The following is a 25,448-nucleotide window of genomic DNA, read 5'->3' as shown; positions in this document are numbered from 1 at the left end:
CGTACTGGTCGTCTTGCGCATGCGCAGCAGCTGGAAACGGCGCGCTGAGCGCGCCCCTCGCCTGAGGGATCAGCGTGTGCGTGAAGGCCCACCCGGCGGTCTGCGATGGCAATGACTTCGTGTCCCGAGAGTACTTTGCGACTACGCATCGCACGGCTAAGTCGGCTATTGCGATTTCTTCCTGACCAACACCAGCATCTGTTTTCCCAGCAGTCACCGAACGCGCCGTTCGTGCCTCGCGCGCGCCCCCCGTGCGCACTGAGTCGGCCCCTTCGCCTCCAACAAGCTGTGTCTGTGGTGATCCACCGCTCGCGTCCACGGCTTGAAGGGGGACAAGATGCCGGAGGAGTGGATACGGGCTCTTGTGGCGGACTTTGGATCCGAGTGCAGGGATCGGCTGCGGGTCAGCGACACGGAGGCGTCCATCAGCCTGCCGGTGGCGAAGCTGGTGGAGACTTTCGGGCAACGCCGGAAGTTGAGCCCTCGCCTTCATCCCGAGTACCCCTTGCCTGAGGCTCGGGTGCGTCCTGACTACGCCGTGGAGACCTCGGGGCGCATCACTGGCTTCCTGGAGCTGAAGGCCCCGGGGCACGACGTCACGCCCGACGGCTTCACCAAGCGGGACCGGGAGCAGTGGGAGCTGATGCGTCGGCTGCCCAACGTGCTGTACAGCAACGGTCACACCTGGTGCCTGTACCGAGGAGGTTCGCGGCCTCACCGCACGGTTCGGCTTGAAGGCGATCTGTACCGGTCCGGCAGTCGGTTGCGTACCGGCGATGCGGACGGAGCGGCGTTTCGGGATCTGCTGCGGGAATTTCTCGGGTGGCAGCCCCAACGCATCACCACCGTCGGTCAGTTGGTGTCGTCAATTGCTCCGCTGTGCCAGTACCTGCGAGAGGAGGTGCTGGAGCAGCTCGCCCTGGAACGCAGGACGCCGGACGGTCCTCGCAGTCGACGGCGTGCCCCCAAGCCGTTCACCGCGCTGGCGCACCACTGGAGCAAGGTGCTCTTCCCCTCCACCGACGGACAAGACCCCAACCATCTCTTCGCCGACCGATACACCCAGACGATCGCCTTTGCCATGTTGCTGGCCCGGATCGAGAACGTACCGCTCACCGGCCGTAACTTCGCTGACGTCGCACGTGAGTTGAAGGCTGAGAACACAGTCATGGGCCGAGCCCTGCAGCTGCTGACGGAAACGGTGGACGCCGAGTTCGCCCGCCGCATCGACACGCTCGTGCAGGTCATCGATGCTGTCGATTGGGAGGTGATCCAAGCCCGCACGCCCGACGCCCACGTTCATCTCTACGAGGACTTCCTGCAGGAGTACGACCGCGAGCTGCGTCGGCGCTCCGGCACGTACTACACCCCACCCCGTCTCGTGAAGGAGATGGTCCGCTTCACCGACGCTGTCCTGCGCACCCGCCTCGGCTGTATGGAGGGCTTCGCGGACAGGCAGGTGACGATCGTCGACCCCGCCATGGGCACGGGCACATTCCTCAGCGAGATCATCGACAGGGTCGCCGAAGAACGCTCCCGCCGTGGGGAAGGCTTTCGCGGCGAAGCGGTGGAACAGCTGGCGGGTCGGCTGATCGGCTTCGAGCGTCAGATGGCCGCTTACGCCGTCGCGCAGATGAGGATCACCCAGACCCTCCGCAGGCAGGACACCGACACCCAACTCGGTGATCTGCGACTCCATCTCGCCGACACCCTCGCAGATCCCTACGAGAGGGCCACGCTCTTCACGTTCCTGCCCGATGGCGATCCTCTGGTCGAGAACACCCGCAAGGCGGACTGGATCAAGCGCGAGCAGAAGGTCACCGTCATGATCAGCAACCCGCCGGACCGGGAGAGAGCCGAGGGAGAGGGCGGCTGGGTGGAGAAAGGCCGCGAGGGGGATGACAAAGCGCCTCTACTCGATGCCTTCCGCCTCGGCGGCAGAAACGGAGTGCACGAGAACAAACTCAAGAACCTGTACGTCTACTTCTGGCGTTGGGCCACCTTCAAGGTCTTCGAACAGCACCGTACCGAGTCAGACCGCGGAATTGTCGCCTTCATCAGTACCGCTGGCTTCCTCAGCGGGCCCGGTTTCCGAGGGATGAGGAAGTATCTGCGTGAGACTTGTTCCGAGGGCTGGATCATCGACCTCAGCCCGGAGGGTATTCAGCCACCGTTGCGGACACGCCTCTTTGAAGGCGTTCAGCAGCAACTGACGATCGCCGTGTTCGTCCGCAGCAGAGCCGACACCGAACCTGCCCGTATCAGGTACGTCGCCCTGGACGGAAGATCTCGTGAGGAGAAGTACGCACAGCTCGAGGTTCTCGGGCCGGACAGTGCCCAGTGGCGCCCGGTGCGCCAGGACGCCCACGCCCCGTTCACGCCCGCGGCCCTCGGAGCATGGGATACGTATCCCGCTTTGGATGATCTGCTGCCATGGACAGTGCCCGGCATCTTGCCCAAGCGGACGTGGGTCTACGCCTCGGACCCCGACACGCTGCGCTCCCGGTGGAGGAGGCTGGCCACCGAGACGGACCTGGCCGAGAAGCGTGCCTTGTTCAGGGAGACCAAGGGCGGCCGTACCGTCGATCGGCCAGTCAAGCCGCTCCCCGGCTCCGCGCAGCGAAGGCGGTCGATGCTCGAGGCCGGTCCCGAGTGTCCAGAACCGGTGCCTGTGGCCTTCCGCCCATTCGATCGGCAGTGGATTATCCCGGACAATAGGGTCCTCGACAGATGCTCGCCGGAGCTGTGGGAGAACCGGGCCGAGGGCCAGATACACATGGTGGAGCTGCACTCCGAACGGTTTGGCGACGGCCCCGCCGCTCTGTTCACTGCGCTGATGCCGGACATGCATCACTTCGCCGGCTGGGGCGGTGGCAGGGTGATCCCCTTCCTGCAGAAGGATGGCACCCCCAATGTGACTCCCGGCCTTCTCCAGCACCTTAGTAACTCCTTCGGTGGTCTGGCTGTCGCTGCCGAGGACTTGCTCGCGTACATCGCCGCGATCACGGCTCACCCCGGTTTCCGGTCCCGCTTCGACGACGAACTCACGACCAACGGCGTCCGCGTACCCCTCACAGGTGATGCCGCGCTGTGGTCGGAGGCGCTGCACATCGGGCGGAAGGTGATCTGGGCGTCCACGTTCGGAGAGAGGCTTGTGGACCCGGCGGCGGGGAGGCCCGGTGGGCCCCAGGAAGTGTGGGCGACTGCACGGCCAGCGATCACGTACCGGAGACAGGTTGGCAGGGACGAACTGCCAGAGAGCTTCATCCACGATCCCGACCACCTCGAGCTCCACTTCGGACAAGGCGTTTTCGGGCCGGTAACTAAGGAGATGAGGGATTACCGCGTCAGCGGGCAGAACGTTCTCGACGGCTGGCTGAAACGCAGGACGGGACCGCCGTCTCGCAGAGCCGTCAGCGAGCTGGACCGTATCCGGCCCGAGGGGTGGTTACCTGCTTGGAGTGAGGAACTCCAGTACATGCTGGCCGTCCTGTGGCACCTGGTCGAGCTGCAGTCGGTTCAGAATGAGCTGCTCGATGGTGTTCTCATGGCACCGCTGGTCAGCGTCGCTGAGTTGCAGCGTCGGAACGTCCTGCCCGTTCCGGACACCGCGCGTCGTTCTGCTCCCGCACCGCTACAGACCGACCCCATCCCCGGGACCGAGGGAATCGACGCGCGCGAGCCGCACGCTGTAAGGCCACTCACCGCGGAGAGGGGCTCTTCTCCCTCCACCGCTCCGATGGCGCGGTCACGGAGGCGCCGGGAAGCCAGCGCTACGCAGGAAGCCCGCAGGAAGCGACAAAATCCGTAGGGCTGCCGCCTGACTCGGCGTCACGGGTAGGCCGCCGGGGACGCCGTCCGCGAGTGAGACTGTCCTGACACCACCTTGTGTACATCTCTTGCCCCTGGCTCTGATCACCTTTAGATGCCATCCAGCCGCCATCAGCCGATGTCCGGATCATCGGTCTCTCCGAGGAGGCGGGCCGCAAGCTCGTCGGCCCACTCCACGGCCCAAGCGCGCAAGGCTGTGATGGCGGCTTCGTCGAGCCCATACGCAGCGAAAGCTTCGTCGTCGGTCCACTCCGCGCCCGTGAGGTTCGCCTGGAGGTCCTCTCGCTCGAAGCGGCCTCGGGCGTGACGGCGGCCGAACTCTTCGAGCTCGGTATTGGTCCATCGCCGCGAGGCTGCGAACACGTCGATCAGGTCGCGGGGCGCTCCGCGGTCGGCGAGGGCTCGGACCTTGGTCCCGATCACGTCTTCTTCTGCGAGGACGGGCCCATACGGGCTCTGGGCGACCGGCCGCCAAAAGATTTCCTTGAGGATGTCGACCTCGCACTCCTGCCCGGTGACCGGGTCAGTCACCGTGAAGCGTGCGGACAGCGGGGCGGTCTCCAGCGCGTGCACCGTCCAGCCGCGGGCTTCCAGGCCGACGCGGAGCGTGGCCGCGATGTCGGTCATGGGCGCCGGGTTCTCGGTGGCGACATCGAGGTCCTGACTCGGGCGGTTGACGAGGCGGTGCGCCCGCACGGCGTATCCGCCAGTGAGGACCAGGGGGTACGGGGAACCAAGCGCGATCACATCCGCCAGGAGCCGCGTGTGCAGCTCCGGCATGTCCGTCACGCGGCTGCCCGGGTGCGGGAGGCGAGTTGGGGGAAGGCGTCTTCCCATACGGCGCGCACGGTGCGACCGACCAGGGTCCGCAGCACAGGCCACAGCTGGAGGAGCAGGTCCCGGTTGAGGTATCGGGGCAGATCATCACGCAGGCCCTCGTGCAGGACGGTGCGGTACAGGCCCATGCGCTGGCGAGGCTTGGTCAGGTCGTACGAGGTCATCCCCGACCAGGCCATGTGCAGTGGCAGCTCCACGATCCCCTGGGTAGGGCCGTACAACTCGTCCAGCGACTCCGGCAGACGCCGCCGGAACTTCTCCCGATAGAGCGCGAGGTCCTCGGCGTCCGCGCCCGGGAGGGCCCTCGGCGCGGGTGAGGCGTGCTGTGAGCTGGAGGGCATGAGTCCATTATGGCGGCCTGAGGGGTGCCGCGGGTCATGATGGGCGAGCCGGTGTCTGACGCGAGAGAGGCGGAGCCTACTGGGGAGCCGCCTATAGCAGCGTCGGTCTGCCTGAGTGGGCAGGACGGGCAATCGGCCGTGACGCTCGTTTGACGCTCTGGGCGTCCGTACCCCACGCGATGGGCTGAGGAAGCGCCTCTGACCTGTGTCTTTTCCCTGACTCGCTCAGGTCGAAACCTTCCCTTTGACGCATCACGTGGAGTGCGATTCTTGAGCCTGCTGAGAAGGGGCGCTGACCTGCGGTTTCGGCTGGTGTGCATTATGGGTGTTGTGTGCGTTGCGGGCGATATCTTGACGCACGAGCGACGCGCGTGACGCACGTATGACGCACGTTTGGTGCACTTCCTGATGGGTCATCAGGGGCGTGTTTTCGCAGGTCGCGGTGCACCAGGCGTGGTCCGCAGCAGCACCTCCTTGGCTTTCCCTTGGTGAAGCTCTGACGGCTATGGCCGGATTCGGGGCTCAGTGGGGGCGGCATTCGTAGGTGCTTCGGCTGCCCAGGAATGGTTCAAAATCGGCTTTGCCGGGCCGTGGTCGTCGTCGGCTCTGGCCGGGAGCGGGTCCAGGGCGGCGGGGAAGGGGCAGGTGCGCCAGTGTCCGCTCCGGGGCGTCCGGTGTGGAGGGCGGCCTGGCGCTGTGATGGGCCGTGGCGGATATCTCGGGCTCCTGCTGCGAGGTGGCGGTGGCAGGCCGCGAGAGGGGAGGCCGGTTCGACGCCTCGCGCGGCGCGTGCGACTACAGCAATGGCCGACGCCCGGGATCAGGCGGGGAACCTAGGCTGTGCGGTGGACGCTGCATAGACGTGGCTCCCGCAGTTGAGGTAGGCGCCGTCGCCGAGCACGGTCGCATCCGCGCAGTGCCGGCTCAGCCCGGATGCGCGCCAGGCGAGTGCGTCCGCGATGGTGCCCGGCACCGGAGAGGCCGCCGCGATCGCCATCCGGGTGTCCGCAGCGACGATGACCTGCACATGTGCCGAGAACCGGTAGGTGCGGCTGGACGCCCCGACGTCCCGGTCGCGGACCGGGGGCGACGTCCCGGTCCGCGACCGGGGGCGATGTTCCGTCCACGATCCACAGTCGCTCGGGGACATCCACCGGGCGGGAGACGGGCTCAAGCGCGAGCAGTGGCCCAGGCTTTGGAGCACCCGGCACACCGTGGACGACGGGACGCAGAACAGCGGTCCCAGCTGTCACATCGTCAAGTTCGTGCGGTAGTGGACCGCCACCGCCACCGCCACCGCCAGCGCCCGCTCGGCCAGCGGCAGGCTCCACGGGCGGCCAGCTCGTGCCGTTGCCGCCCCGCTCCCGCACCACCCTCAGCAGCCGCGCAAACTGAGCCACCCGCAGCCCGGTACACGTCTCCACCCACACCCGTTCAGCCCTCAACACCCCGGCCATACCGGGGAAACGCCCAGTTCACGGCGCGGGTCACCGAGCGCGCCGGGCCACTCGTACTGGCCGCACCCCCGCCCCGCGTCCTGTGGCTGCTGCGGATCACACGCCTGGCCTCCTTCTTCGCCGTACTGCCGACGTCGGGTGAGGCCCTCGGTCGCCCCACTGGGCCCGCTGCGGTCGCGTAGCGGCAGCAGCCCGATACGGCCTCACGTCCCGCCGTCACGGGCGCGCGGAACACGTCCGGGTGGCCACCTCAGCTCCCGGGGGCCTTTCTTTTCACACCCGACCCACCACAAAATGTGTTCGAGGCGAGTCCTGGTCATTGCCTTGCCATGCTCTTGACGACTCCATGGGTGGGCATATTATGACACTCACCAGTGGATTTCGCTGGACGATTTCACTGGCCGATGGGGGACTGCTCCTGCATTCAAGGAGCACCAGCGGGGTTTGCCCCGCAGATTATTGCGCCGATCTGAGGCGCCAAGTGGCATTCGACAGAGGGGGCGTTGTGACGTCTTCCGACATTGAAGTCGAACAGAAACAGAAGGTCGCTGATTCACTTCAGTTCATCGACGGCCTCGAGCTCGATCTTCCGGAAATGAGCTACTTCCCCGCAGGCGTGGCGCTGCAGGAGGAAGAAGAGTCGGCCGCGGTCGTCGCGGGGTCCGTCGTCGCTTTCACTGACGGCCTGAACGGTCAGCAGAAGTCCGACGTCCTCAACTCCACGCTGCTCGCGCAGCTCGCGGCGAACAAGAAGTTCGACCGGGAGAAGGAAACCGACAAGTGGTACGGCTTCTACCGGTCCGTGCTTGAGCAGGTCGGCTGGGTCGTGCCGTCCTTCTCGTTCGCGAGGCTCTCGGTGGCCGGCTCCCGGTTCACCGTGGACCGGGCCGTCATCGCACTGCTCCAGGCCATCGCCACGGGCCGCGAACTGGCGGTGGCGAAGGCCACCATCGCGGCGCTGAAGGCCCTGCCTGACAGGGACCGTCGCGTGGTGCTCTTCGAGAGCAGCTCGCACAGCGAGAATCTGGGCAACTTCCAGATCTCGGCGTGCGGCGTCTCGGCGCGCGACACCGTCGTGATGAAGATCGGTGCGTTCCACTTCAAGACCAACGAGCGCGTCACGCGCGTGCTGTTCTTCAGCTTCCCGCGCTCCAGCACGACGATGTTCCAGGCCCGGCAGACGATGACGCTCAACGAGGACGTGTACGAGCAGGTCCGCGAGGCGATCATCAGGAAGCTCGGCGACAAGGCCGACAAGTTCATCGACGAGCTGGAGATCTAGGGCGCCGGACGGACATCCGGAACCTGACGTCGTGATGGACAAGTCCGAGTGGGAGCGCCTGGCGGCGCTGGACGCGATGACGGACTGGGACCTGGGGCCTGAACCCGTACCACCGGGCCCCTTGCTCCCGGTCCCGCGGGGCGGTGCGGGTGCCGCGGTCGACGGCGGCGCTCTGGTCGTCCTCTCGGCCGCGGTTTCCGAGGGGCACAGAAGAGATGTGCTCCATTCCGTTCTCCTGGCCCAACTCGTGGCCAACAAGAAGTACGACCGGTACACGGAAGCGGAGAATTGGTACCGCTCTTACGGGGAAACCCTCGAACGTGTCGGCTGGGTCATCAAGGAACATGAGGGGCTCACCCGGCACAAGCCCCGCAAGTTTCCCTACCGACTAGGTCCCGTGATCCTGAAGGTGCTCACCCGCATTTCCGACGCACCGTCCGTGGAACGGGTGACCGCGGCACTGAAGGTTCTCACGACCCTGCCCGATGACGACCCGGCAGCGAAACTCTTCGAAAAGGAGAGCCATGTCGAACGCGCCGGAAACTTCCAGGTGGCCGCCGTAGACGAGACGGATGGCCTTGCGACCGTGCGGCTCGGCAGATTCCGACTCCGGATCGAGAATGAAGCCACGGAGATCGGGCGGCTGCTGCGTATGGAATTCCAAGCCGGTGCCGAAGTCTTCCGCGGATCGCAGATACTTCATCTCAACGACGAGGTGTACGGGCCGCTGCGCGACGGAGTCGCCGCGAAGCTGGGAGCCCGGGCCGATGCGCTGATCGTGCCGGTGAGCGGGCTCATCCGGTAATCGTTCCCTGGCCCCCGTCGACCGTACGCTGACCGGTGAACGGACAGCGTGGAACGCGGGGGCCGGGCAAGCGGGACGCGCCGGCAGGCGAGGATGCCACGGGCTGTGCGCGAGCAGCGGATGCTGGACTCGGCGGTGAGGATCTTCGGACAGCGGGGCTATCGGGCCGCGCCCATGAATGAGCTTCTTCGAGTTGCCCGCTCCCGCTCGGTCTGCGCGCGGACCGCCGGGTCGGCGTACTCCCGCATCAACTCCTGCCGTCCGTGGACCACTTCCCCAAGCAGCAGTGGTACGAGCGGCCAGAGCATCTCCAGCAGTGGCGCGCCCTGCGGCTGCGCGACGCCGATGCCCGCCACCACCGACACCACCCCTGAGGCCAGGGGCGCGATCACGGCGGTGCGCAGGGTCCGCCCGGCGGTGGCCCCGCACGGCGAGCGTGTACAGGGCCACCATCACCGGCAGGTTCAGCAGTTCCCCGATGTGCCCGTACAGCGCCCAGCCCGCGCACGCCGCGCCGGTGACGAACATGATGGCCACCGGCCACCGGCCACCGGATGCGACGCGGGCGGGGGGGGAGAGAAGGACTGCGAGGGGGCACGTTCCGGACGGTAGGGGCCGATCAGTGCCCTGCGTACGTCATCAGGAGTACGTATTCCCGCTGCGCTGTCCCCACCGGGTGCGTCCGCTCTATCCTCCTTCTACAGCCCTGTAGACAAGGGATTCTGACGGAACGTCGAAGAACGGTAAGGAGTGAACGCCGCGATGGTGTTCAAGCGACTGCTCGGATCGCTCGGGGTGGGCGGCCCCTCGGTGGATACGGTCCTCAAGCCCGGCGCCATCCAGCCCGGCGGGACACTGCGCGGGCAGGTGAACCTCCAGGGCGGCAACGCCGACGTCGACGTCGAGCACATCACCCTGGAGCTGGTGGCGCGTGTGGAGGCCGAGCACGACGGCGGTGAGCGCGAGGGGTATGTGGCCTTCGACCGGTTCATCGTCGGCGGCGGCTTCCGGCTCGGCGAGGGCCAGCAGGACAGCGTGCCGTTCGCGATCACCCTGCCATGGGAGACGCCGATCACCGAGTTGTACGGGCAGAGCCTGGGCATCGTCCTCGGCGTGCGCACCGAACTGGCGGTGGCGGGCGCCAAGGACAAGGGAGACCTGGACGCACTGGCCGTCGCCCCACTGCCTGCCCAGGAGGTGATCCTGGAAGCCTTCGGGCAGCTCGGCTTCGGCTTCAAGTCCGCCGACCTGGAGCTGGGCCGCATCGGCGGCACCGGCCAGCAACTGCCCTTCTACCAGGAGATCGAGCTCGCCCCGTCCCCGGAGTACGCGCACACGGTCAACGAGATCGAGGTGAGCTTCCTGGCCCACCGCGACGAGATGGAGGTGGTGCTGGAGGCCGACAAGCGCGGCGGCTTCTTCTCCTCCGGCCATGACGCGGTCACCCGCTTCGCCGTCTCCCACGAGGGAATCACGCACCAGGACTGGAAGAGCGTGGTCGACGGCTGGGTGCGGCAGATGGTCGAGCACCGGTCCTCGTACGGACACAGTGACGCCTACGGCCACGGTCACGACAGCCACGGCCACGGTCACGGCTTCCACCCGCACGGCCACGACGGCCACGGTCACGGCGGGCACCATCGCTCCGGGCCGGGCGTGGGCACCGCCGTCGCGGCGGGTGCCGCTGGGCTCGCGGTCGGTGTCGTCGGCGGCATGGTCGCGGCCGAAGTGGTCGACGAGGTCGGGGACTTCTTCGAAGGCGACGAAGACGCGGAAGAAGAGTGAACACTGAGCATGCCAGGCGGAAACCAGGCGTACTCCTGCTAGCTTCTACATTTCTGTAGAAGATAGGTGTTGTCCGGGCTGTGCTCCCTGCGGCCCGGACAACACTCACGACATCGGCTGGAGTTGAGCGGGCATGGCCCTGTGGGACCGTTTGAAGGAATCCGCGTCGCAGATGCAGACGCAGCTCATGGCCAAGAAGAACGACCTGAAGAGCGGCGCCTTCCGGGACGCCAGTATGGCGATGTGCGCCCTGGTCGCGGCCGCCGACGGCTCGGTGGACCCCTCCGAGCGCCAGCGCGTCACCGAACTCATCCTCACCAACGAGGTGCTGCGCAACTTCCCCTCCGAGGACCTCCAGCGACGGTTCGAGGCGAACCTCGACCAGCTGGCCGCCGACTTCCAGCTCGGCAAGGTCAGCGTGCTCCAGGAGATCGCCAAGGCCAAGAAGAAGCCCGCCGAGGCCCGCGCGGTCATCCAGATCGGCATCGTCATCGGTGGTGCCGACGGCGACTTCGACAAGGACGAGCAGGCCGTCGTGCGGGAGGCGTGCTACACGCTCGACCTGCCGCCGCACGAGTTCGACCTCTAGGTCTCCGGCTCCTTCTGCCGGCGACCGGGGCGTCGACGTCATCCCCGCCTTGTCGCGGAATCGCGCCAGGGCGGGGTGGTGCGATCAGCGCACGCGCTTGAAGTCCTCGCCTATGGTCACCGTCACCACGCCGGGTGTCGCCTCCGCGTCCCGCACGGCGCGGGTGCCGGGCAGCCGGGAGGCGACCTGCTCGGCGCGCTCCTTCATTCCGTCCGGGTAGCTCACCCGCGTGGCGTGGGCACTCGCTGGCGCGTTGCCGGTTTCCGTGACGACGAGGCCCGCCTCGCGCAGCTGCTCCGCGGCCGCCCCGGCGCGGCCGGGGCTGTCCGTCCCGTTGAGGACGCGCACGCGGACGGACGAGGCGTACACCGGATTCTTGGCCGCGGCCTTCAGCTTCCGCTTGTCGGCCTTGCCGACCTCCTTGTCTTGGGCCAGGGCGGCGAACAGGTCGGCGGCCTGCGGGAACTGCCACACCACGTTCGCCCGGTCGGTGGGGACGTCGGCCTGGCGCGGGTAGTTCGGGACGGTCAGGAAGGTCAGCCGGTCGCCCGGGACGCCCTTCAGCTCGGACGCCAGCCCGTACAGGGGCTTTATCCCGGCCAGCGAGCTGTCCGTGGTCAGTGACGTGGTCGCGGACTTCAAGAAGCCGTACAGCGCCTTGGGGTTGGTGAGCTTCGATTGCGCCTTTTCGGCGAGGGCTTCCATGAACTCCTGCTGGCGGCCGATGCGCCCGATGTCCGAGCCGTCGCCGACGCTGTAGCGGGTACGGACGTAGCCCAGCGCCTCCTCGCCCCTTATGGTCTGGCAGCCCGCTTCCAGGTCCAGGTGGGCCTTCTTGTCGTGGATCGCCTCCTTCGGGCAGACCTCGATGCCGCCCAGGGCGTTGACCATGCCCTTGAAGCCCTGGAAGTCCAGGGAGGCGAAGTGATCCACGCGCAGGCCGGTGTTCGCCTCCACGGTCTTTATGGTGCAGGCCGCGGCGCTCGCCACATCCCCGGTGCTGCCGCCGATCGAGAACGCTTCGTTGATCTTGAAGTGGTGGACGGCGGACAGTCTGCCGTCGCCCTTGTCGCAGGCGGGGATCCTGACCCAGGAGTCGCGCGGGAAGGACACGACCGTGGCCCACTTCCGGTCGGCCGGCAGGTGCACCAGCATCAGGGTGTCCGACTGCATGGTCTCAAGGCCCCTGCCGTACTTGGCGTTGGCGCCGTCTCGGCTGTCCGAGCCCACGACCAGGATGTTCTTCGAGCCAGGGCTCAGATTGGCGGGCCGGTCACTTCCCAGCTTGGCGTCGATGTCGGCGGCGTGGATGTTGCCGTTCAGATCCTGATAGATCCACACCCCGACCCCCGCGGCCGTCAGCACGAGCACCGTGAGCGAACCGAGCACCCACCGCAGCGGACGGTGCTTCCTCTGCGACGGTCTGTTGCGGGCGCGCGAATCGCACCGATGGCGTCCCATCCCATCTCCAGTCCAGCTCCGGGGTCACAAGGGTGTGGCGTCAAGGAGCTGAACTCTACATGCGTGTAGAAATTAGGGTAGGGCTCGCGCCGTGAGGGGGCCGGGACGCGGGTCGGGAGGCGTGCCGACGTGCGAGCGCTCGCGTCCGCCCCGATGGAGGGTGCGCGATGCCTCGACTCACGGTGGGGCGTCACTCGGAGTACCTCTTCGGGCCCGACTGCCGCTACCTGTCCGGGTGATGATGGCGGAGTTCTCTCTCCCTCGTCCGGGTGGGCCGTCCGGGGGCGGGTGTATTGGCGCCGAATTGACGGCTCTCCGCTCCGCAGGCGGCTCCTGTCCTCTAGCCTTCTACATGAATGTAGAAGGCGGGGGGTGCCCCTTGCCTTGCCGTTTCCGTCTCCTGGGAGGACTGTCATGGCCACGATCGAACTGGGCAAAGTGGTGGATAAGGCGTGGGTGGACAAGGAGATCGCGGAGGTCCTCGCTGCGCCGGTGTCCGCGTTGAAGGGTGTATCGGACCGCGACGGTGAGCTGCTCAAGGAGGCGTTCGGCGTCAAGACGGTGGCCGATCTCGCGGATCTGAAGTACGTGCGGTGGGCGCAGGCGCTGGCGGCACTGGAGGCCGCGACGAAGTAGCACGCCATCTGCGGGCCGGTGGACCACGCGACGAGCGAGGGCGCCGGCCCGCCCCAAGGTGCTGCGGGGAGAAGCCCGCAACCAACCCTGTGTTCGTCGGCTGTATCCCGCTGAGCGGGACGAATCCTCCATAGGGGCAATGAGATGGGTATCTCGGGTGTCATCAGTGCGGTACTGATCGGCCTGATCATCGGAGCTCTGGGACGCCTGGTCCTGCCGGGGCGCCAGCGGATCGGCATGCTGTGGACGATCGCCGTCGGCATCGCCGCGGCCCTGGTCGGCACCGGCATCGCCGCCGGTCTCGGTGTGTCGGAGACCCGGGGCATCGACTGGATCGAATGGGCGATCCAGGTCGCCTTGGCCGCGGCGGGTGTGGCCGCGCTCCAGCGGTTCAAGGACCGCGCCTGACCGGCCGCCGCGCTGCCCCTGCTGGATGGGCCTCGGGCTGTGCGCAGGTGCCCGCGACAGCTGGGGCACGACCTACAGGGGTGTGGCCGCGTGCAGGATGAGGATCATCGTCACGGCCGAGTTGGCCGAGGACATGGCCGAGGCGACCGTCCCGACGGCCGCCGTCCATGCGGCGAGCCCCACCGAGGTGAACACCGAGGGCCAGCTGCGGGCGAGGGGTGCCGGGCCCAGCAGGGCCGCGACGCGGCGCGGGACCGGCCCCGCCCCTGTGAGGCCGGCGAGCGTGGGCGCGGGGGCGCCCTTGGAGACCAGGGCGGCCTTGCCGATCGCGATGGCGACTGTTCTGCGGTCGCCGACCGTCTGGGCGGCTTCTTCGTCGGCCCAGCGCTCGGTGGTGTACGCGACGGCCGTGCGCAGTGGGCGCAGGAAGGGGTTGGCGCGGGCTGCCAGCTGCACCGCGAGCAGGTGCCGGTGATGCCCGGCGGCGAGGTGGGCCCGCTCGTGGGCGAACAGGGCCCGGCGCTGGGGTGCCTGGAGGCAGGACAGCAGGCCTGTCGTCACCACGATCCGGTCAGGTGCCCTGCCGCCCGGTAGCGCGTACGCGTAGGGCTCGGCGTCGTCCAGCACGACCACCGTCGTGTCCCGCACCCCGCGCAGTGCCAGGCGGGCCCGTCGGCGTACGAGCCGGTGGCGGCGCATCGTGCGTCCGCAGCCGGTGGCCACGACGAGGAGGACGGGGATGGCGATCTTGCCGACGACCTCCTCGTACGGGACGGCCTCGCGTACCTCCGGGTCCGACCAGCCGTCCGGCAGCGGGTTGCCGGGCAGTTGTGCGGTGCCCACGACCATGAGCAGGCCCAGGCTGACCGTGCTGCACGTGGCCATCACCACGGCCACCCCGGTCAGGAGGCGGGTGGCTAGGCGCGGGTGCAGGTGCTGTTCGGCCAGGCGTGCCACCGGCCAGGCCGTCAGCGGCAGCACCAGCGGCAGGAAGATGAAGACCCCCATGAGGTGTCAGTCTTCCCGCCCCGCGGGGGTGTCGCGCAACAGGTCCCGCAACACCCGCTCGTCCTCGGCGGACAGGGCCGTGATGAAGCTGGCGAGGACCGCTTCGCGGTCCCGTTCGCCGTCGAGGACCTTGCGCATCTTGTGCGCCGCGAGTCCCGCCTCGTCGGAGGCCGAGGTCCATACGAACGACCGGCCCACGCGCTCCCTGGTCACCACGCCCTTGGCGAGCAGTCGGGTGAGGATCGTGATCACGGTGGTGTAGGCGAGGTCGCCGCCGAGCCGTTCCTGGACCCAGGCCGCGCTCACCGCCTCGTCGGCCTCGCGCAACGAGGACAGGACGAGTGCTTCCAGCTCGCCCTGTCCGCGCCGCCGGTGGCGTGAATCGTCCCGGCCGCGTCCTGTGTCCGTCATGCCCGGCTCCCTTCTGCTCCGGACCTCCCCCGTGTGTCCGGAGCGCGCCACATCGTACTGGCCCGCCGGTGGGCAACCGGGGCTCATCAAGGCCGAATTCAGTCGTAGGCGGTCGCGGGACGTCCCACCCGAGTTCTCTACAGTGCTGTAGATTCTAGGCTTCGTGGGCTGCGCGTCCGAGCCCTTGGTTGACTCAACTCGGGAGTAGAGCATGGGAGTTTCGCTGTCCAAGGGTGGCAACGTGTCGCTCGGCAAGGAGGCCCCCGGGCTGACGGCCGTCCTGGTCGGTCTCGGCTGGGACGTGCGTACCACCACCGGCACGGACTTCGACCTGGACGCGTCCGCGCTGCTCGTGGGGGACTCCGGCAAGGTCGCCTCCAACGGGCACTTCGTCTTCTACAACAACCTCAAGAGCCCCGACGGCTCCGTGGAGCACACCGGTGACAATCTCACCGGCCAGGGCGAGGGCGACGACGAGGTCATCAAGGTCGATCTCGCCGCGGTTCCCGCCGACGTCACCAGGATCACGTTCCCGGTGTCCATCCATGACGCCGAGGCCCGCCAGCAGTCCTTCGGCCAGGTCCGAGGCGCCTTCATCCGTGTCGTGAACCAGGCCGACAGCCAGGAGATCGCCCGCTACGACCTCACCGAGGACGCCTCCACCGAGACGGCCATGGTCTTCGGGGAGCTGTACCGCAACGGCGAGGAGTGGAAGTTCCGCGCGGTCGGCCAGGGCTACGCCAGCGGCCTCGCCGGTATCGCCGCCGACTTCGGCGTCACCGTCTGAGAACCAGTTCGCCAGCCTCCGCCAGCTCGGCGGGCCAGGGATGCGGACCTCGTGGAGGCTGGCAGACCACGGCACGCGCGTGCTCAACCTCATCGTCAGCATCGCCGGGAAGAGATGTGACACACCTGCCGCACCTGCGCCCGGAGGACCGGGCCGACTTCGAGTGGGTCCTGAACCTCGCCCTGGACGTCACCGACATCCGCTCCGCCCTGGAACAGGGGTCGACCGCCCCCGACAGGCACCAACTTCGCGCCCGGGCCTGGGCCTCCGCCACGGAGATAGCCGGGACGGCCGCCGATGAGTACCGGGCCTATCGGCGAGCCCGCGCCGCAGTGACCCACGTCCTCCAGGACCCGGGCGAGCCGTCACGGCCTCCCACCAGTCCTGGAGCCGGGGTGCTGCTTCCGGCCGTCGCGGTCCTGGCTCCGCTCCTCTCCGCGATCGCCGGCGTGGCCTTCCTCTTCCTCGGGTACGGCATCCGACTCGTCACGCCAGAGAGCCGGATGGCCCCCTCCCTCATCACCTCCGGATGGATCAGCGCCCTGATCTCGGTCGTCACCACCGCTATGGGACTCGGCGGCCTGCTCACGACAGCACTTCGCCGACGCACCACTCCGGCTCCGCCGCTTGTCGTCCACAATCCGGCGGCCGAACAGGCCCGTAACACCTGGCAGCAGGCGCTGCTGGAGCGCGGCATGCTCCCGTACCTGCGCCAGCAGCTCTCCGCGAGCCCACCCCACCCGCAGTAACCCACACCCCCCCCGGCCACTCGCCCCAGTACAGAAAGAAGCTCCTCCATGTCCTCCGTGAACCTCACCAAGGGTCAGCAGATCAACCTGAGCAAGACCGATGGCACCACGCTGAGCTCCGTACGCATGGGGCTCGGCTGGCAGGCCGCCCCGCGCAAGGGCTTCCTCGCCAAGCTCACCGGCGGCGGCGAGATCGACCTGGATGCCTCCGCCGTGCTGTTCGCCGCCGGACAGCCGGTCGACTTCGTGTTCTTCCAGCACCTCACCAGCAAGGACGGGTCCGTGCGTCACACCGGCGACAACCTGGTCGGCGGCGCGGGTCAGGGCGGCGACGACGAAGCCATCCTCGTCGACCTCGCCCGCGTCCCCGCGGAGGTCGACCAGATCGTCTTCACCGTCAACTCCTTCACCGGCCAGACCTTCGCCGAGGTCCAGAACGCCTTCTGCCGCCTGATCGACGAAACGAGCGGACAGGAGCTGGCCCGCTACACCCTCACCGGCGGCGGCAACCACACCGCCCAGATCATGGCCAAGGTCCAGCGGACCGGCCCCGGCTGGCAGATGAAGGCCATCGGAGAACCGGCCGCGGGTCGCACCTTCCAGGACCTCATGCCCGCCATCGCCGCCCACCTGTGAGCCACGGCGTACTCACGCGCCGCAAGGCCAGAACCCTCACAGGGACCGCTCGTTACGCTTCTGCTCATGCGAGCGGTGGCGAAGAACGACCTGACCGGGCGGGCCCGACTGCGCGAGGCGGCACTTGAACTGTTCGCCGAGCGGGGCTTCGAGGCGACGTCGACCCGGGCCGTGGCGGCTGCCGCGGGACTGTCCCCGGCACTCGTGACCAAGCACTTCGGCTCGAAAGAAGGGCTGCGGGCGGCCGTCGACACCCATGTGCTCGACCGCATCGGACGCGAACTGCGTGAGCTGGAGCCCGGGGCGGAGCTGATGGCGTCCCTCGGCGACGTCTCGGCGCGTGTGTTCGGGGCGGACCCGGTGCTGCGCGGCTATCTGCGCCAGGTGCTGCTCGAGGACAGCGAGGCGAGCGCGGCCCTTTTCGAGCGGCTCCTGAGCGGGGCGCGGGTGGAGGTGGAGCGCCTGGCCGCCGTCCACGGAAGCGACGCAATGGCGGCGGACGTCGGGGAGTGGGCGCCCTTCCAGATGCTGTGCCTGATCCTCGGCCCGCTGCTCCTGGAGCGCGTCATGCAGCCCAACCTCGACGAGCCGATGTTCGCCCCCGAGGTGCTCGCGCGCCGCAGCGCGGCCAACCAGATCCTCCTGATGCGGGGGTTCTTCGGCTCCGCAGAAGAGGCAAAGGGGGGCTAGCACCAGTGCGGGGTGTGCATGCGTACACCATGGTGTACGCATGCACACCGCATCGGGCTCCGACGCCCCTTCCCAGCAATCGACACCGCGCTCACCCACCCGCCTCGACTGGCTCGACAACCTCCGCGTCGCCCTGACCGTCCTGGTCGTGATCCACCACGCCGCCCAGCCCTACGGGCCCGCCGACTGGTGGTACGTCGAAGACCAGCCCCGCACCGGCCCGCTCGCCACCCTCTCCGCCCTCGACGGCTCCTTCTTCATGAGCCTGTTCTTCTTCGCCTCCGCGGTCTTCGTGCCCGTCTCCTGCCGGCGGCGGGGCGGACGCGCCTTCCTGAAGGGGCGGTTACTGCGCCTCGGCATCCCCTTGACCGTGGGCGCGCTCACGATCGTGCCGGGGCTGATGTACGCGTACTACGTGCACTACCGCGGCCTGCCGTCGATCGCGTTCCCGCGCTACTTCACCGACGTGTACCTCGGGCTCGGGGACGAGCCCGCCGACTGGAGCGGACCGTCCTGGCCGGACCTGCAGTTCGGGCACCTGTGGTTCATTCAGAACCTGCTCGCCTACAGCCTGCTGTACGTCCTGTGCCGGTGGCTGGCCCGCCTCCTGGCCGGCGACCGCGAGCGCGCCCGCTCCCCGCGTGCGGAAGCGGCGCCCGGGCACCGGCACCTGCTGCTGCTCGCCACCGTGATCGCCGTCGCGTCCTTCCTGATCCGGCTGGCGTACCCGCTCGACGAGTGGGTGCCGTTCCTGGACATCCTCCAGGTCGAGCCCGCCCGGTTCCCGCAGTACGCCGCCTTCTTCACGCTCGGCGTCCTGGCCTCGCGGCGCGACTGGCTTGAGCGGTTCGACGCCCGCGTCGGCTGGGTGTGGCTCGCCGGGGGTGCGGCGGGAGCGGCTGCACTGTTCGCGGTCGGCGCTGACGCGGACTGCTTCGGCCCCGGCGGACTCGACACGCCATCGGCGCTCTGGGCGGCGTACGACAGCGCGCTGTGCGTGTCGCTGTGCGTCGGCTTCCTCGCGCTCTTTCGTGAGGCCGTCACCCGCCGCGGACGCCTTCAGAAGGAACTGGCCGCCGGCGCCTACGCCGTCTACGTGATCCATCTGCCGCTGGTGGTGACCGCGCAGTACTTCCTTGCCGACCGGGCTCTGCCGCCCGTGACCGCCTGGCTGATCGTGTCGGGTCTCGCCGTCCCGGCTTCCTTCCTGCTCGCAGCGGGGCTGCGCCGACTGCCCGGAGCCCGACGGGTGCTGTAGCAGGGGCGGTTGAGGTCTGCTTCGCTATGGGTGCCTACTGGACGTCGAAACGGTTTGCTCCGCTTCCCGCTGCGGGGGTGTGAGGGTCCGTTCGAGATCGTCGAGGGCGCGGCGCGCTGTGGCGATGCGTTCGCGCAGCAGGTCCTGGTCGACGGGCGCCGCGGTGCCGGAGGAGGCCACGGCGTCACCTTCCGCATCGCGCTTCTTCTCCATGTCGCGTGCTTCCTCCAGCGAGGTGATGACCACGCCGATGAGGACGTTGACCAGGACGAAGGAGGCCAGCAGGACGTACGAGGCGTAGTAGACGAAGCTCCAGCGGGAGATCTCCAGACCCGCGCGGACCGCGTCCCCCAGGCCGTCCAGGGTCATCAACAGGAACAAGGTGAGGACGGCACGGCCGATGGAGCCGAAGTGCTCGGGGTCGTGGTCGGCGAAGAAGACCCAGCCCACCATCGCGTACAGATACAGCAGCAGCGCGCCGACGAGCAGGAAGCTGACCGTACCCGGCAGGCTGCGCCCCACGGCGACCATCACCACGCGCAGCTGCGGCAGGAAACGGGCCGCCCGCAGGATGCGCGCCAGGCGCAGCAGCCGCAGGATGGTGCCGTTCTCACGGATGACCGGCAAGAAAGCGGACAGGAGCACGGCCAGGTCGAAGAGGTTCCACGGGTCGCGGAAGAAGTCCCTGGGCCGGTCGGCGTGCGCGGAGACGCGCAGGAGTATCTCGATGGTGAAGGCGGCCACACAGACGTGCTCGGCAAGGCTCAACCACCGGTGCCAGTCCGCCACCAGACCCGCGTACGTCTCCACGCCCAGCAGGGCCGCGTTGGCGAGGATCAGCGCGAAGACGGTGACCGTGAACCAGCGCGCCTCGGTGACGGCCCTGCAGCGCGCCGCGAGAACCTCGCGGGCGGACGGAGCCCTGTCCGTAGGGTCTGGCACTCTGCTTCCTCACATCTCGACGGCGCGCTCCCGCTACGGCCAACAGGACGGAAGGGCGGGGTTGTTGAGACGTCTCCCCATGGGCGACACTTCTACAGGATTGTAGATACCGGCGCAGCGGGCGTCGGCCGCCACACGTATCCGGGAGTGAGTGGACCTGATGTTCGGCTTGAGCGAGCTGGCCCTGATCCTCCTTGTCGTCGTGGTCGTCCTCGCCGTGAGGAAGCTGCCCGAGCTGACACGCTCAGCCGGCAAGGCGACCCGCATCCTCAAGAGCGAGAAGCGCGCGCTGAAGAACGACCCCGAAGGCCCGGACCCCGCCCAACGCCACTGATCGCACGGGCCGCGGTCGACAACGGGTGCTGTCGACCCTGGAGACATCTGCTCGCGGTCATGGCCCAGAGCATGGCGTCGATGGCGTACTTGAGACCGTGCGGTCCGGCTGTGCGCAGCGGGGCGGCGGATTGGGCGACGGACTGGGGATCCGAGTCGACGCGCAGCCGGGACGACGTCCATCTCAGTGCCGCGTCATTGATCTCCGGATGGATCACTTCGACCAGCACCGCGGCTGACGTGACGGCGGGTGGGCGGGCGGCGCATGCGGCAGTGAGCCATGCGCGGACCTCGTGGAGCCGCAGAGGGCGCTGATCCCGGCGATGATCAGGTCGCGGTCCGTGCGGAGTGTGAAGTGGGCTCCCGGGAGGCGGACGAAGCGGAAGGCCCGGGCTGTTTCCTCTACCCAGGCCGGGAGGGTGTGTGGGGGGACGACGGCGTCGTGCTGGCCGGCGAACAGGGTGAGGGGGCAGGGCAGGTGTGCCGGGCCCGGGTGGTCGTACCGTTCGGCGAATCGGAGGTCGGCGCGGAGGGCGCGGAGGAACAGGCGCATGAACGGGGGGCTGTTCAGGACCTCTTCCGGGGTGCCGCCCATCCGGCGCAGGTAGTCGATCAGTTCGGCGTCGCTCTGGTCGCTGTGGCCGCTGTCCGTCTGGGGCCAGCGCGGTGCGGGCTGGCCGCCCACGAACAAGTGGAGGAGATTGCCTCGCTGTTCGGGGGTGAAGGAGCGGGCCAGTTCGTACATGACGAGGGCGCCGGTGCTGTAACCGAAGAGCGCGAACGGTGCCGTGAGGAGGGGTGCGGCCGCTCTCTTCAGGCGTGTGACGAGTTCGGGGAGGGAGTCGATGTTGGGTTCGCGGGCGCGGTGTTCGCGGCCGGGCAGGGCCACCGCCGCCACCTCGATCCGTCCCGACAGGGCCGCCTTCCACGGGCGGAACTCGCCCGGGCCCGCTCCTGACCCGGCCAGGCAGAGGAGCGAGGGCAGTCGGGGATCCGGGGGGACGCCGGGGAACCAGCGTTCGAATCGGTCGTCGGCGTGGTCGGCGTGGTCGGTGTGAGCGGTGGGGGAGTCCGGTGTGCTCATGACCGTGTTTCCGGTTCCGTACTGGGGATGCGGCGCAGCTCCTCGCCGAGGAGTGTGAGGAATTGAGTGCGTTGCTCCCGGAGGAAGAAGTGGCCGCCGGGCACCGTGTGGCTGCGGAACGGTCCGGTGGTGACCCGTGCCCACGCGTCCAGGTCGGGGGCGCTCGTCTCGAAGTCGTCCTGGCCGCCGAAGGCGACGACTGGGCAGGTCAGAGGAGGTGCGGAGACGGCCTCGTAGCTCTCGCGAATGCGGTACGAGGTGCGGACGTCGCGCACCAGCCAGTCGGCGAACCAGCGTTCGTCGAGGAGTTCCGTGGGGGTGCCGCCGAGTCCGCGGATCCAGGCGAGGAGTTCGGCGTCGTCCAGGTGGCTGATCCGCGATCGTGCGGTCGGCCCGGCGGGCGCGGCCAGGCCCGAGACGATGAGCCCTCGCACGTGCCCGGGGCGTTCGGCGCTGATCCGGCGAGCCAGGTCGTACATGACCAGCGCGCCGAAGCTGTGGCCGAACAGGATCAAGGGGAGGGGAGTCGGGGGGAGGGGAGTGGTGTCATCGGTGGTTCCGAGGGGGCCAGCCGTTTCGGCGGTGTCGAGGGCTTTCGTGAGGTTCTGCATGAGCGCGGGCAGGTCGGTGCAGGGCTCCTCGCGCAGGCGCTGCTCGCGGCCGGGCAGTTGGACGGGCCACACCTCGGTGTCCGAGGGCAGCTCGTCGGGCCAGGTCAGGAACTCCGAAGGGCCGCTGCCCGCGCCCGCCAGGCACAGCAGACGCCGGCGCGGGGCCGGTCGGCGCGCGACGTAGTGGAACCAGGGGCCGTGGTCGGTCGGGTCGGTCGGGCCCGTCGTGCGGGCGTGAGTGCTCATGCCGCTCCCCCCTCGCGCTTGTCCAGGGCGGTGGCCAGCTCCGCGGGGGTCGGGTTCTCGAACACGTCGACGGGCTCGATGTCGACGGCGAGTTCATCGAGGACACGACGCAGCAACTGGGCCATGGTCAGGGACGTCATGCCGATCAGGAACAGGTCGTCGCGCGGGGAGACCGCGGGGACGTCCAGCAACTCGGCGGCGAGAGCGGTGAGATAGCGCTCGGTGGCGGACCGCGGTGCCGAGGTCCTGTCCCGCTGCGCGGCGACCGCGTCGTCGGGAGCGGGCAGCGCGGCGACGTCCAGCTTTCCCCACGCGGTCGACGGAAGCTCCGCCATGGGCACGTACAGGCTGGGCACCATCTGGAGGGGCAGCCGCTGTTCGACCCATTCCGTGAGGGCGTACCGGTCGACTTCGGCTCCGTGGGCGGGAACGACGTAGGCGACCAGGCGGTCCCCGTCCTTGCGCACCGCGCAGTCGTGGACGGCCGGGTGCCGGACCAGGGTGTGGCGGACTTCGCCGAGTTCGACCCGCAGGCCGCCGAGTTTGACCTGTTCGTCCTCGCGTCCGACGAACCGCAGCGTGTCCGGGCCGCCGTCCTGGACGACGATGTCGCCGGTGCGGAAGACACGGCCGGAGGGGCCGGTGGGAAAGCGCGCCGCGGTGAGCTCGTCCTGGTCGAGGTACCCGGCGGCGAGGCCCGCGCCGCCGACGCAGGCCTCGCCGGGCGTGCCCGGCGGGACCGGCCTCAAGTCCCGGTCCAGGACGGTGAGCGAGCAGCCGGGCAGGGGTCGGCCCAGGGGCGCCGAGGTGCCCGCCCCGATCGTGTGCTCGTCCAGTTCGGCGTACGTGGACCAGATGGTGGCCTCGGTCGGACCGTAGGCGTTGACGAGTCGGCCCCGGGCCGCCCAGGTCCGGGCCAGGTCCGGCAGCAGGGCCTCACCCGCGCTGACGACGAGGCGGAGGTCCGGGACCCGGTCCGGTCGCAGGGCGCGCAGGGACGAGGGCGTGAGCACCGCGGCCGAGACGCGCGCCCGGGTGAGGAACCGCTCCAGCGGTGGACCCGGGTACCGGTCGTCGGGCGTGGCCACGCAGAGGCAGGCGCCCGCGGTCAACGCCAGGACCATCTCGAAGAGGGCGGCGTCGACACACCAGGGCGCCACCTGCGCCACCCGGGTGCCGGGAACGATCCCGAAGACCGCGCGCTGCGCACGGGCGACGTTGGCGAGCGCGGCGTGGGTGCACACCACGCCTTTGGGCGCGCCCGTCCTTCCGGAGGTGTGGATGACGTACGCGGCGCCGGGCATCGGGCCGAGGGCGCGGGGGGCCTTGCCGGTGTCGGTCACCGTGTACGTCTCCCCGGAGGCAGAGGCGTACGGCCCCCCGGACCCGGAGGGGTACGTCTCCCCGGACCCGGAGGGGTGCGGGCTCCCGGGCCCAGAGGGGTGCGGGCTCCCGGACCCGGAGGGGCATGCCCCCGTGTCCTCGCCCGCCGACACCACGAGCCGGATCCGCGCCACGTCGATGATCTCCCGTTGCCGCAGCGGCGGTTGCGAGGGGTCGAGCGGCACCAGAACGCCCCCGGCCCGCGCCACGCCGAGCACGGCGCCGACACCCGCGGCCGAGGGCGTGATCCGCACCGCGACCAGTTCGGCGGGCCGTATCCCCCGCTGCCGCAGGGCCCGCGCGCACGCGTCGGCACGGGCGGAGAGCGTCGCGTAGTCGACACGGCCGTCGGCGGCGTCGACGGCGACGGCCGTAGGACGCAGGCACACGTGTTCGTCGACCATGTCGATCACGGAGTCCGTGGCGAGGACGGATGCGGGTCCTGCCGGAGTGTCGATCGGCGGACTCATACGGGGCTTCCCTTCTCGGCGTGGCCGCTCAGCGCGATCGGAACGCGCAGCGGGCACGGCAGGTTGACGTTGTCCGACCAGGGCACGGACGCGTCGGTCAGCGTTGGACGGCGTCCGGGCCCGAAGAGGTGCTCTAGGACGAGCCGTGATTCGAGGCGAGCCAGCCGGGCACCGGGGCAGCGGTGCCTGCCGTGGCCGAACGCCAGGTGCCCGGCAGGCGCCGCACCGCCGTTCGCACGGTGGTCGAGCGCGTGCCAGTTGGCGGCGGCGAGCAGCACCAGAACGGACTGTCCCGCGCGCAGCCGGTGGCCGCCGAGTTCGGTGTCCCTGGTGACGAGGCGTCCCACGAACCGCGACGGCGAGACCCGGGCGAGCAATTCCTCCACCTCGGCGTCGCCCGGTGTGCCCGGGGGGAGCGGGCCCCATGTGGGGCGCAGTCGTTCCAGCACCGCGCCGGAGAGGAAACCGGTGGTCGTCTGGTGTCCGGCGGCGATGAGCATGAGGAGGTTGGCGGCGATGTCGAAGTCGATGCCCATGCCGGGGCCGGGGCCGGGGCCGGGGCCGGTGCCGGTGCCGGTGCGGGGCTCGGCCGTGGCGTCGGCTCCGGCGATCAACGTGGTGAGAGCGTCCGGTCCGGGCGACGCCCGGCGGTGCCGTACGAGATCCAGGGCGTAGTCGGTGAACTCCGCGACGAGCGCGAACACGCCGGCGTCGGCCTCGGGGGCGACGCCCGTGACGACGCGCGTGTAGGCCTCCGACCAGGTGCGGATCGCCCCCGTGTCGGCTGGGGGCAGGGCGAACAGGCGGGCGATCACGTCGAGCGGAAGCGGCGCGGCGAGGTCGGCGACGACGTCCAGACGACCGCTTCCCCTTGGGGCGTCTCCGCCTCCGCTCGGGGCGGCGCTGGTCGGGGTGCCTCCGCTCGTGGTGCCTCCGCCCGTGGTGGCGCCGGTCGTGGCGCCCCCGCCCGCCGCGCCGCTGCGCACCAGGTCCGCGACCCTCCGTACGATCCACGGCGTCAGTGCGTCGACCCTGCCGGGAGCGAGGGCGCGGCGGATGATCCGGGCCCACGCGGCGTGGGCGGGGCCGTCGAGGAAGAGCGCCTGCCGGGCCAGCACATCGGCGACGCGTCGGCGCGCGTCCCCGGGAGCGCCCGGTGCCGTGTGCCGGGCCGTCCCCGAGAGCCGTAAGGCGCTGAACTCCGGTCCCGTGCACGCCCTCAAGGCCTCGGCCCGGCCCGCCACCAGCCACGTCCCCGCGTAGGGGTCCCAGTGGACGGGGGCCGCTGCGCTCAGGCGGGAGAACAGGGTCCGGGCGTCCTGCCGCATGCTGCGTGCCGACAGCGCGTAGATGCTCAACGACCGGTCGTACGCCGCGCTTGTGGAGGCCATACGGTGCCTTCCCGCAG

Annotated in this window: 24 protein-coding genes and 2 pseudogenes; 14 read left to right on the top strand and 12 right to left on the bottom strand. The window is 69.3% G+C overall.

Annotated elements, in window-relative coordinates:
• Positions 1-337 precede the first annotated feature (337 nt).
• Complete coding sequence (locus QUY26_RS09015; protein WP_289944830.1) at positions 338-3,811, top strand: type ISP restriction/modification enzyme; 3,474 nt, start codon at positions 338-340, stop codon at positions 3,809-3,811.
• A 131-nt stretch (positions 3,812-3,942) separates the two neighbouring features.
• On the opposite strand, the gene QUY26_RS09010 is transcribed toward QUY26_RS09015, so the two are convergent.
• The 3 genes and pseudogenes from QUY26_RS09010 to QUY26_RS09000 all read right to left on the bottom strand — a co-directional run.
• The gene (locus QUY26_RS09010; protein ID WP_289944829.1) at positions 3,943-4,611 is read right to left on the bottom strand and encodes a nucleotidyl transferase AbiEii/AbiGii toxin family protein; all 669 of its coding nucleotides are present in this window, start codon (positions 4,609-4,611) and stop codon (positions 3,943-3,945) included.
• A gap of 5 nt (positions 4,612-4,616) precedes the next feature.
• Complete coding sequence (locus QUY26_RS09005) at positions 4,617-5,009, bottom strand: hypothetical protein (protein ID WP_289944828.1); 393 nt, start codon at positions 5,007-5,009, stop codon at positions 4,617-4,619.
• Positions 5,010-5,877: 868 nt separating this feature from the next.
• Positions 5,878-6,466 (bottom strand): annotated as a pseudogene (locus QUY26_RS09000) (transposase family protein); the annotation flags it as partial.
• Positions 6,467-7,061: 595 nt separating this feature from the next.
• Here QUY26_RS09000 and QUY26_RS08995 point away from each other — a divergent pair.
• The 3 genes and pseudogenes from QUY26_RS08995 to QUY26_RS08985 all read left to right on the top strand — a co-directional run.
• A complete protein-coding gene (locus tag QUY26_RS08995; protein WP_289944827.1) occupies positions 7,062-7,748 on the top strand; it encodes a hypothetical protein in 687 nt (228 codons plus the stop codon).
• 31 nt (positions 7,749-7,779) lie between these two features.
• The gene (locus QUY26_RS08990; protein ID WP_289944826.1) at positions 7,780-8,553 is read left to right on the top strand and encodes a hypothetical protein; all 774 of its coding nucleotides are present in this window, start codon (positions 7,780-7,782) and stop codon (positions 8,551-8,553) included.
• 93 nt (positions 8,554-8,646) lie between these two features.
• Positions 8,647-8,751: pseudogene (locus tag QUY26_RS08985) on the top strand (TetR family transcriptional regulator); the annotation flags it as partial.
• Here the strand turns inward: QUY26_RS08985 and QUY26_RS40915 are convergent.
• Entirely contained in the window at positions 8,712-8,945 is a 234-nt protein-coding gene (locus QUY26_RS40915) for a hypothetical protein (protein ID WP_354670774.1), read from the bottom strand. The pseudogene QUY26_RS08985 and the gene QUY26_RS40915 overlap by 40 nt on opposite strands.
• Before the next feature lie 370 nt (positions 8,946-9,315).
• On the opposite strand from QUY26_RS40915, the gene QUY26_RS08975 reads away from it, so the two are divergent.
• The gene (locus tag QUY26_RS08975; RefSeq protein ID WP_289944825.1) at positions 9,316-10,338 is read left to right on the top strand and encodes a sporulation protein; all 1,023 of its coding nucleotides are present in this window, start codon (positions 9,316-9,318) and stop codon (positions 10,336-10,338) included.
• A gap of 133 nt (positions 10,339-10,471) precedes the next feature.
• Complete coding sequence (locus tag QUY26_RS08970) at positions 10,472-10,927, top strand: tellurite resistance TerB family protein (RefSeq protein WP_289944824.1); 456 nt, start codon at positions 10,472-10,474, stop codon at positions 10,925-10,927.
• A gap of 84 nt (positions 10,928-11,011) precedes the next feature.
• On the opposite strand, the gene QUY26_RS08965 is transcribed toward QUY26_RS08970, so the two are convergent.
• Complete coding sequence (locus QUY26_RS08965) at positions 11,012-12,388, bottom strand: LCP family protein (protein WP_289944820.1); 1,377 nt, start codon at positions 12,386-12,388, stop codon at positions 11,012-11,014.
• Between the two features lie 414 nt (positions 12,389-12,802).
• On the opposite strand from QUY26_RS08965, the gene QUY26_RS08960 reads away from it, so the two are divergent.
• Both QUY26_RS08960 and QUY26_RS08955 read left to right on the top strand, forming a co-directional pair.
• Positions 12,803-13,024 carry a hypothetical protein gene (locus QUY26_RS08960; protein ID WP_289944818.1) on the top strand — a complete coding sequence of 74 codons (222 nt, stop codon included), beginning with the start codon at positions 12,803-12,805 and terminating at the stop codon, positions 13,022-13,024.
• 144 nt (positions 13,025-13,168) lie between these two features.
• Complete coding sequence (locus QUY26_RS08955; protein WP_289944816.1) at positions 13,169-13,432, top strand: GlsB/YeaQ/YmgE family stress response membrane protein; 264 nt, start codon at positions 13,169-13,171, stop codon at positions 13,430-13,432.
• Positions 13,433-13,504: 72 nt separating this feature from the next.
• On the opposite strand, the gene QUY26_RS08950 is transcribed toward QUY26_RS08955, so the two are convergent.
• Both QUY26_RS08950 and QUY26_RS08945 read right to left on the bottom strand, forming a co-directional pair.
• A complete protein-coding gene (locus tag QUY26_RS08950; protein WP_289944814.1) occupies positions 13,505-14,440 on the bottom strand; it encodes a M56 family metallopeptidase in 936 nt (311 codons plus the stop codon).
• 6 nt (positions 14,441-14,446) lie between these two features.
• Positions 14,447-14,851: a BlaI/MecI/CopY family transcriptional regulator gene (locus QUY26_RS08945; protein WP_289944812.1), complete on the bottom strand. Its 405-nt coding sequence runs from the start codon at positions 14,849-14,851 to the stop codon at positions 14,447-14,449.
• A 211-nt stretch (positions 14,852-15,062) separates the two neighbouring features.
• On the opposite strand from QUY26_RS08945, the gene QUY26_RS08940 reads away from it, so the two are divergent.
• The 5 genes from QUY26_RS08940 (at position 15,063) to QUY26_RS08920 (ending at position 18,971) form a co-directional block, all read left to right on the top strand.
• A complete protein-coding gene (locus QUY26_RS08940) occupies positions 15,063-15,638 on the top strand; it encodes a TerD family protein (RefSeq protein ID WP_289944811.1) in 576 nt (191 codons plus the stop codon).
• A gap of 116 nt (positions 15,639-15,754) precedes the next feature.
• The gene (locus tag QUY26_RS08935; protein ID WP_289944810.1) at positions 15,755-16,387 is read left to right on the top strand and encodes a hypothetical protein; all 633 of its coding nucleotides are present in this window, start codon (positions 15,755-15,757) and stop codon (positions 16,385-16,387) included.
• Between the two features lie 48 nt (positions 16,388-16,435).
• Complete coding sequence (locus tag QUY26_RS08930) at positions 16,436-17,023, top strand: TerD family protein (RefSeq protein WP_289944809.1); 588 nt, start codon at positions 16,436-16,438, stop codon at positions 17,021-17,023.
• Positions 17,024-17,089: 66 nt separating this feature from the next.
• Positions 17,090-17,713: a TetR/AcrR family transcriptional regulator gene (locus QUY26_RS08925; RefSeq protein WP_289944807.1), complete on the top strand. Its 624-nt coding sequence runs from the start codon at positions 17,090-17,092 to the stop codon at positions 17,711-17,713.
• A gap of 40 nt (positions 17,714-17,753) precedes the next feature.
• Positions 17,754-18,971, top strand: a complete 1,218-nt coding sequence (locus QUY26_RS08920) for an acyltransferase family protein (protein WP_289944806.1) — start codon at positions 17,754-17,756, stop codon at positions 18,969-18,971.
• A 24-nt stretch (positions 18,972-18,995) separates the two neighbouring features.
• On the opposite strand, the gene QUY26_RS08915 is transcribed toward QUY26_RS08920, so the two are convergent.
• Positions 18,996-19,913 carry an ion transporter gene (locus tag QUY26_RS08915; protein ID WP_289944804.1) on the bottom strand — a complete coding sequence of 306 codons (918 nt, stop codon included), beginning with the start codon at positions 19,911-19,913 and terminating at the stop codon, positions 18,996-18,998.
• A 160-nt stretch (positions 19,914-20,073) separates the two neighbouring features.
• Between QUY26_RS08915 and QUY26_RS08910 the strand changes: the two genes are divergently transcribed.
• Positions 20,074-20,247 (top strand): twin-arginine translocase TatA/TatE family subunit, encoded by a 174-nt coding sequence (locus QUY26_RS08910; protein ID WP_289944803.1) that lies wholly within the window; start codon positions 20,074-20,076, stop codon positions 20,245-20,247.
• A 213-nt stretch (positions 20,248-20,460) separates the two neighbouring features.
• On the opposite strand, the gene QUY26_RS08900 is transcribed toward QUY26_RS08910, so the two are convergent.
• The 4 genes from QUY26_RS08900 to QUY26_RS08885 are packed head-to-tail and all read right to left on the bottom strand — an operon-like array spanning position 20,461 to position 25,431.
• Positions 20,461-21,330, bottom strand: a complete 870-nt coding sequence (locus tag QUY26_RS08900; protein ID WP_289944801.1) for a thioesterase II family protein — start codon at positions 21,328-21,330, stop codon at positions 20,461-20,463.
• A complete protein-coding gene (locus QUY26_RS08895; protein WP_289944800.1) occupies positions 21,327-22,187 on the bottom strand; it encodes a thioesterase II family protein in 861 nt (286 codons plus the stop codon). The genes QUY26_RS08900 and QUY26_RS08895 overlap by 4 nt, the downstream gene beginning before the upstream one ends.
• The gene (locus tag QUY26_RS08890; RefSeq protein WP_289944798.1) at positions 22,184-24,040 is read right to left on the bottom strand and encodes a non-ribosomal peptide synthetase; all 1,857 of its coding nucleotides are present in this window, start codon (positions 24,038-24,040) and stop codon (positions 22,184-22,186) included. The genes QUY26_RS08895 and QUY26_RS08890 overlap by 4 nt, the downstream gene beginning before the upstream one ends.
• A complete protein-coding gene (locus QUY26_RS08885) occupies positions 24,037-25,431 on the bottom strand; it encodes a cytochrome P450 (RefSeq protein WP_289944796.1) in 1,395 nt (464 codons plus the stop codon). Before QUY26_RS08885 ends, QUY26_RS08890 begins: the two co-directional genes overlap by 4 nt.
• Positions 25,432-25,448 lie beyond the last annotated feature (17 nt).

The sequence above is a fragment of the Streptomyces flavofungini genome (genome assembly GCF_030388665.1).
Lineage (GTDB): Bacteria > Actinomycetota > Actinomycetes > Streptomycetales > Streptomycetaceae > Streptomyces > Streptomyces flavofungini_A.
The sequence above is the reverse complement of the archived record's forward strand: the minus strand, read 5'-3'. Positions and strand labels throughout refer to the sequence as shown.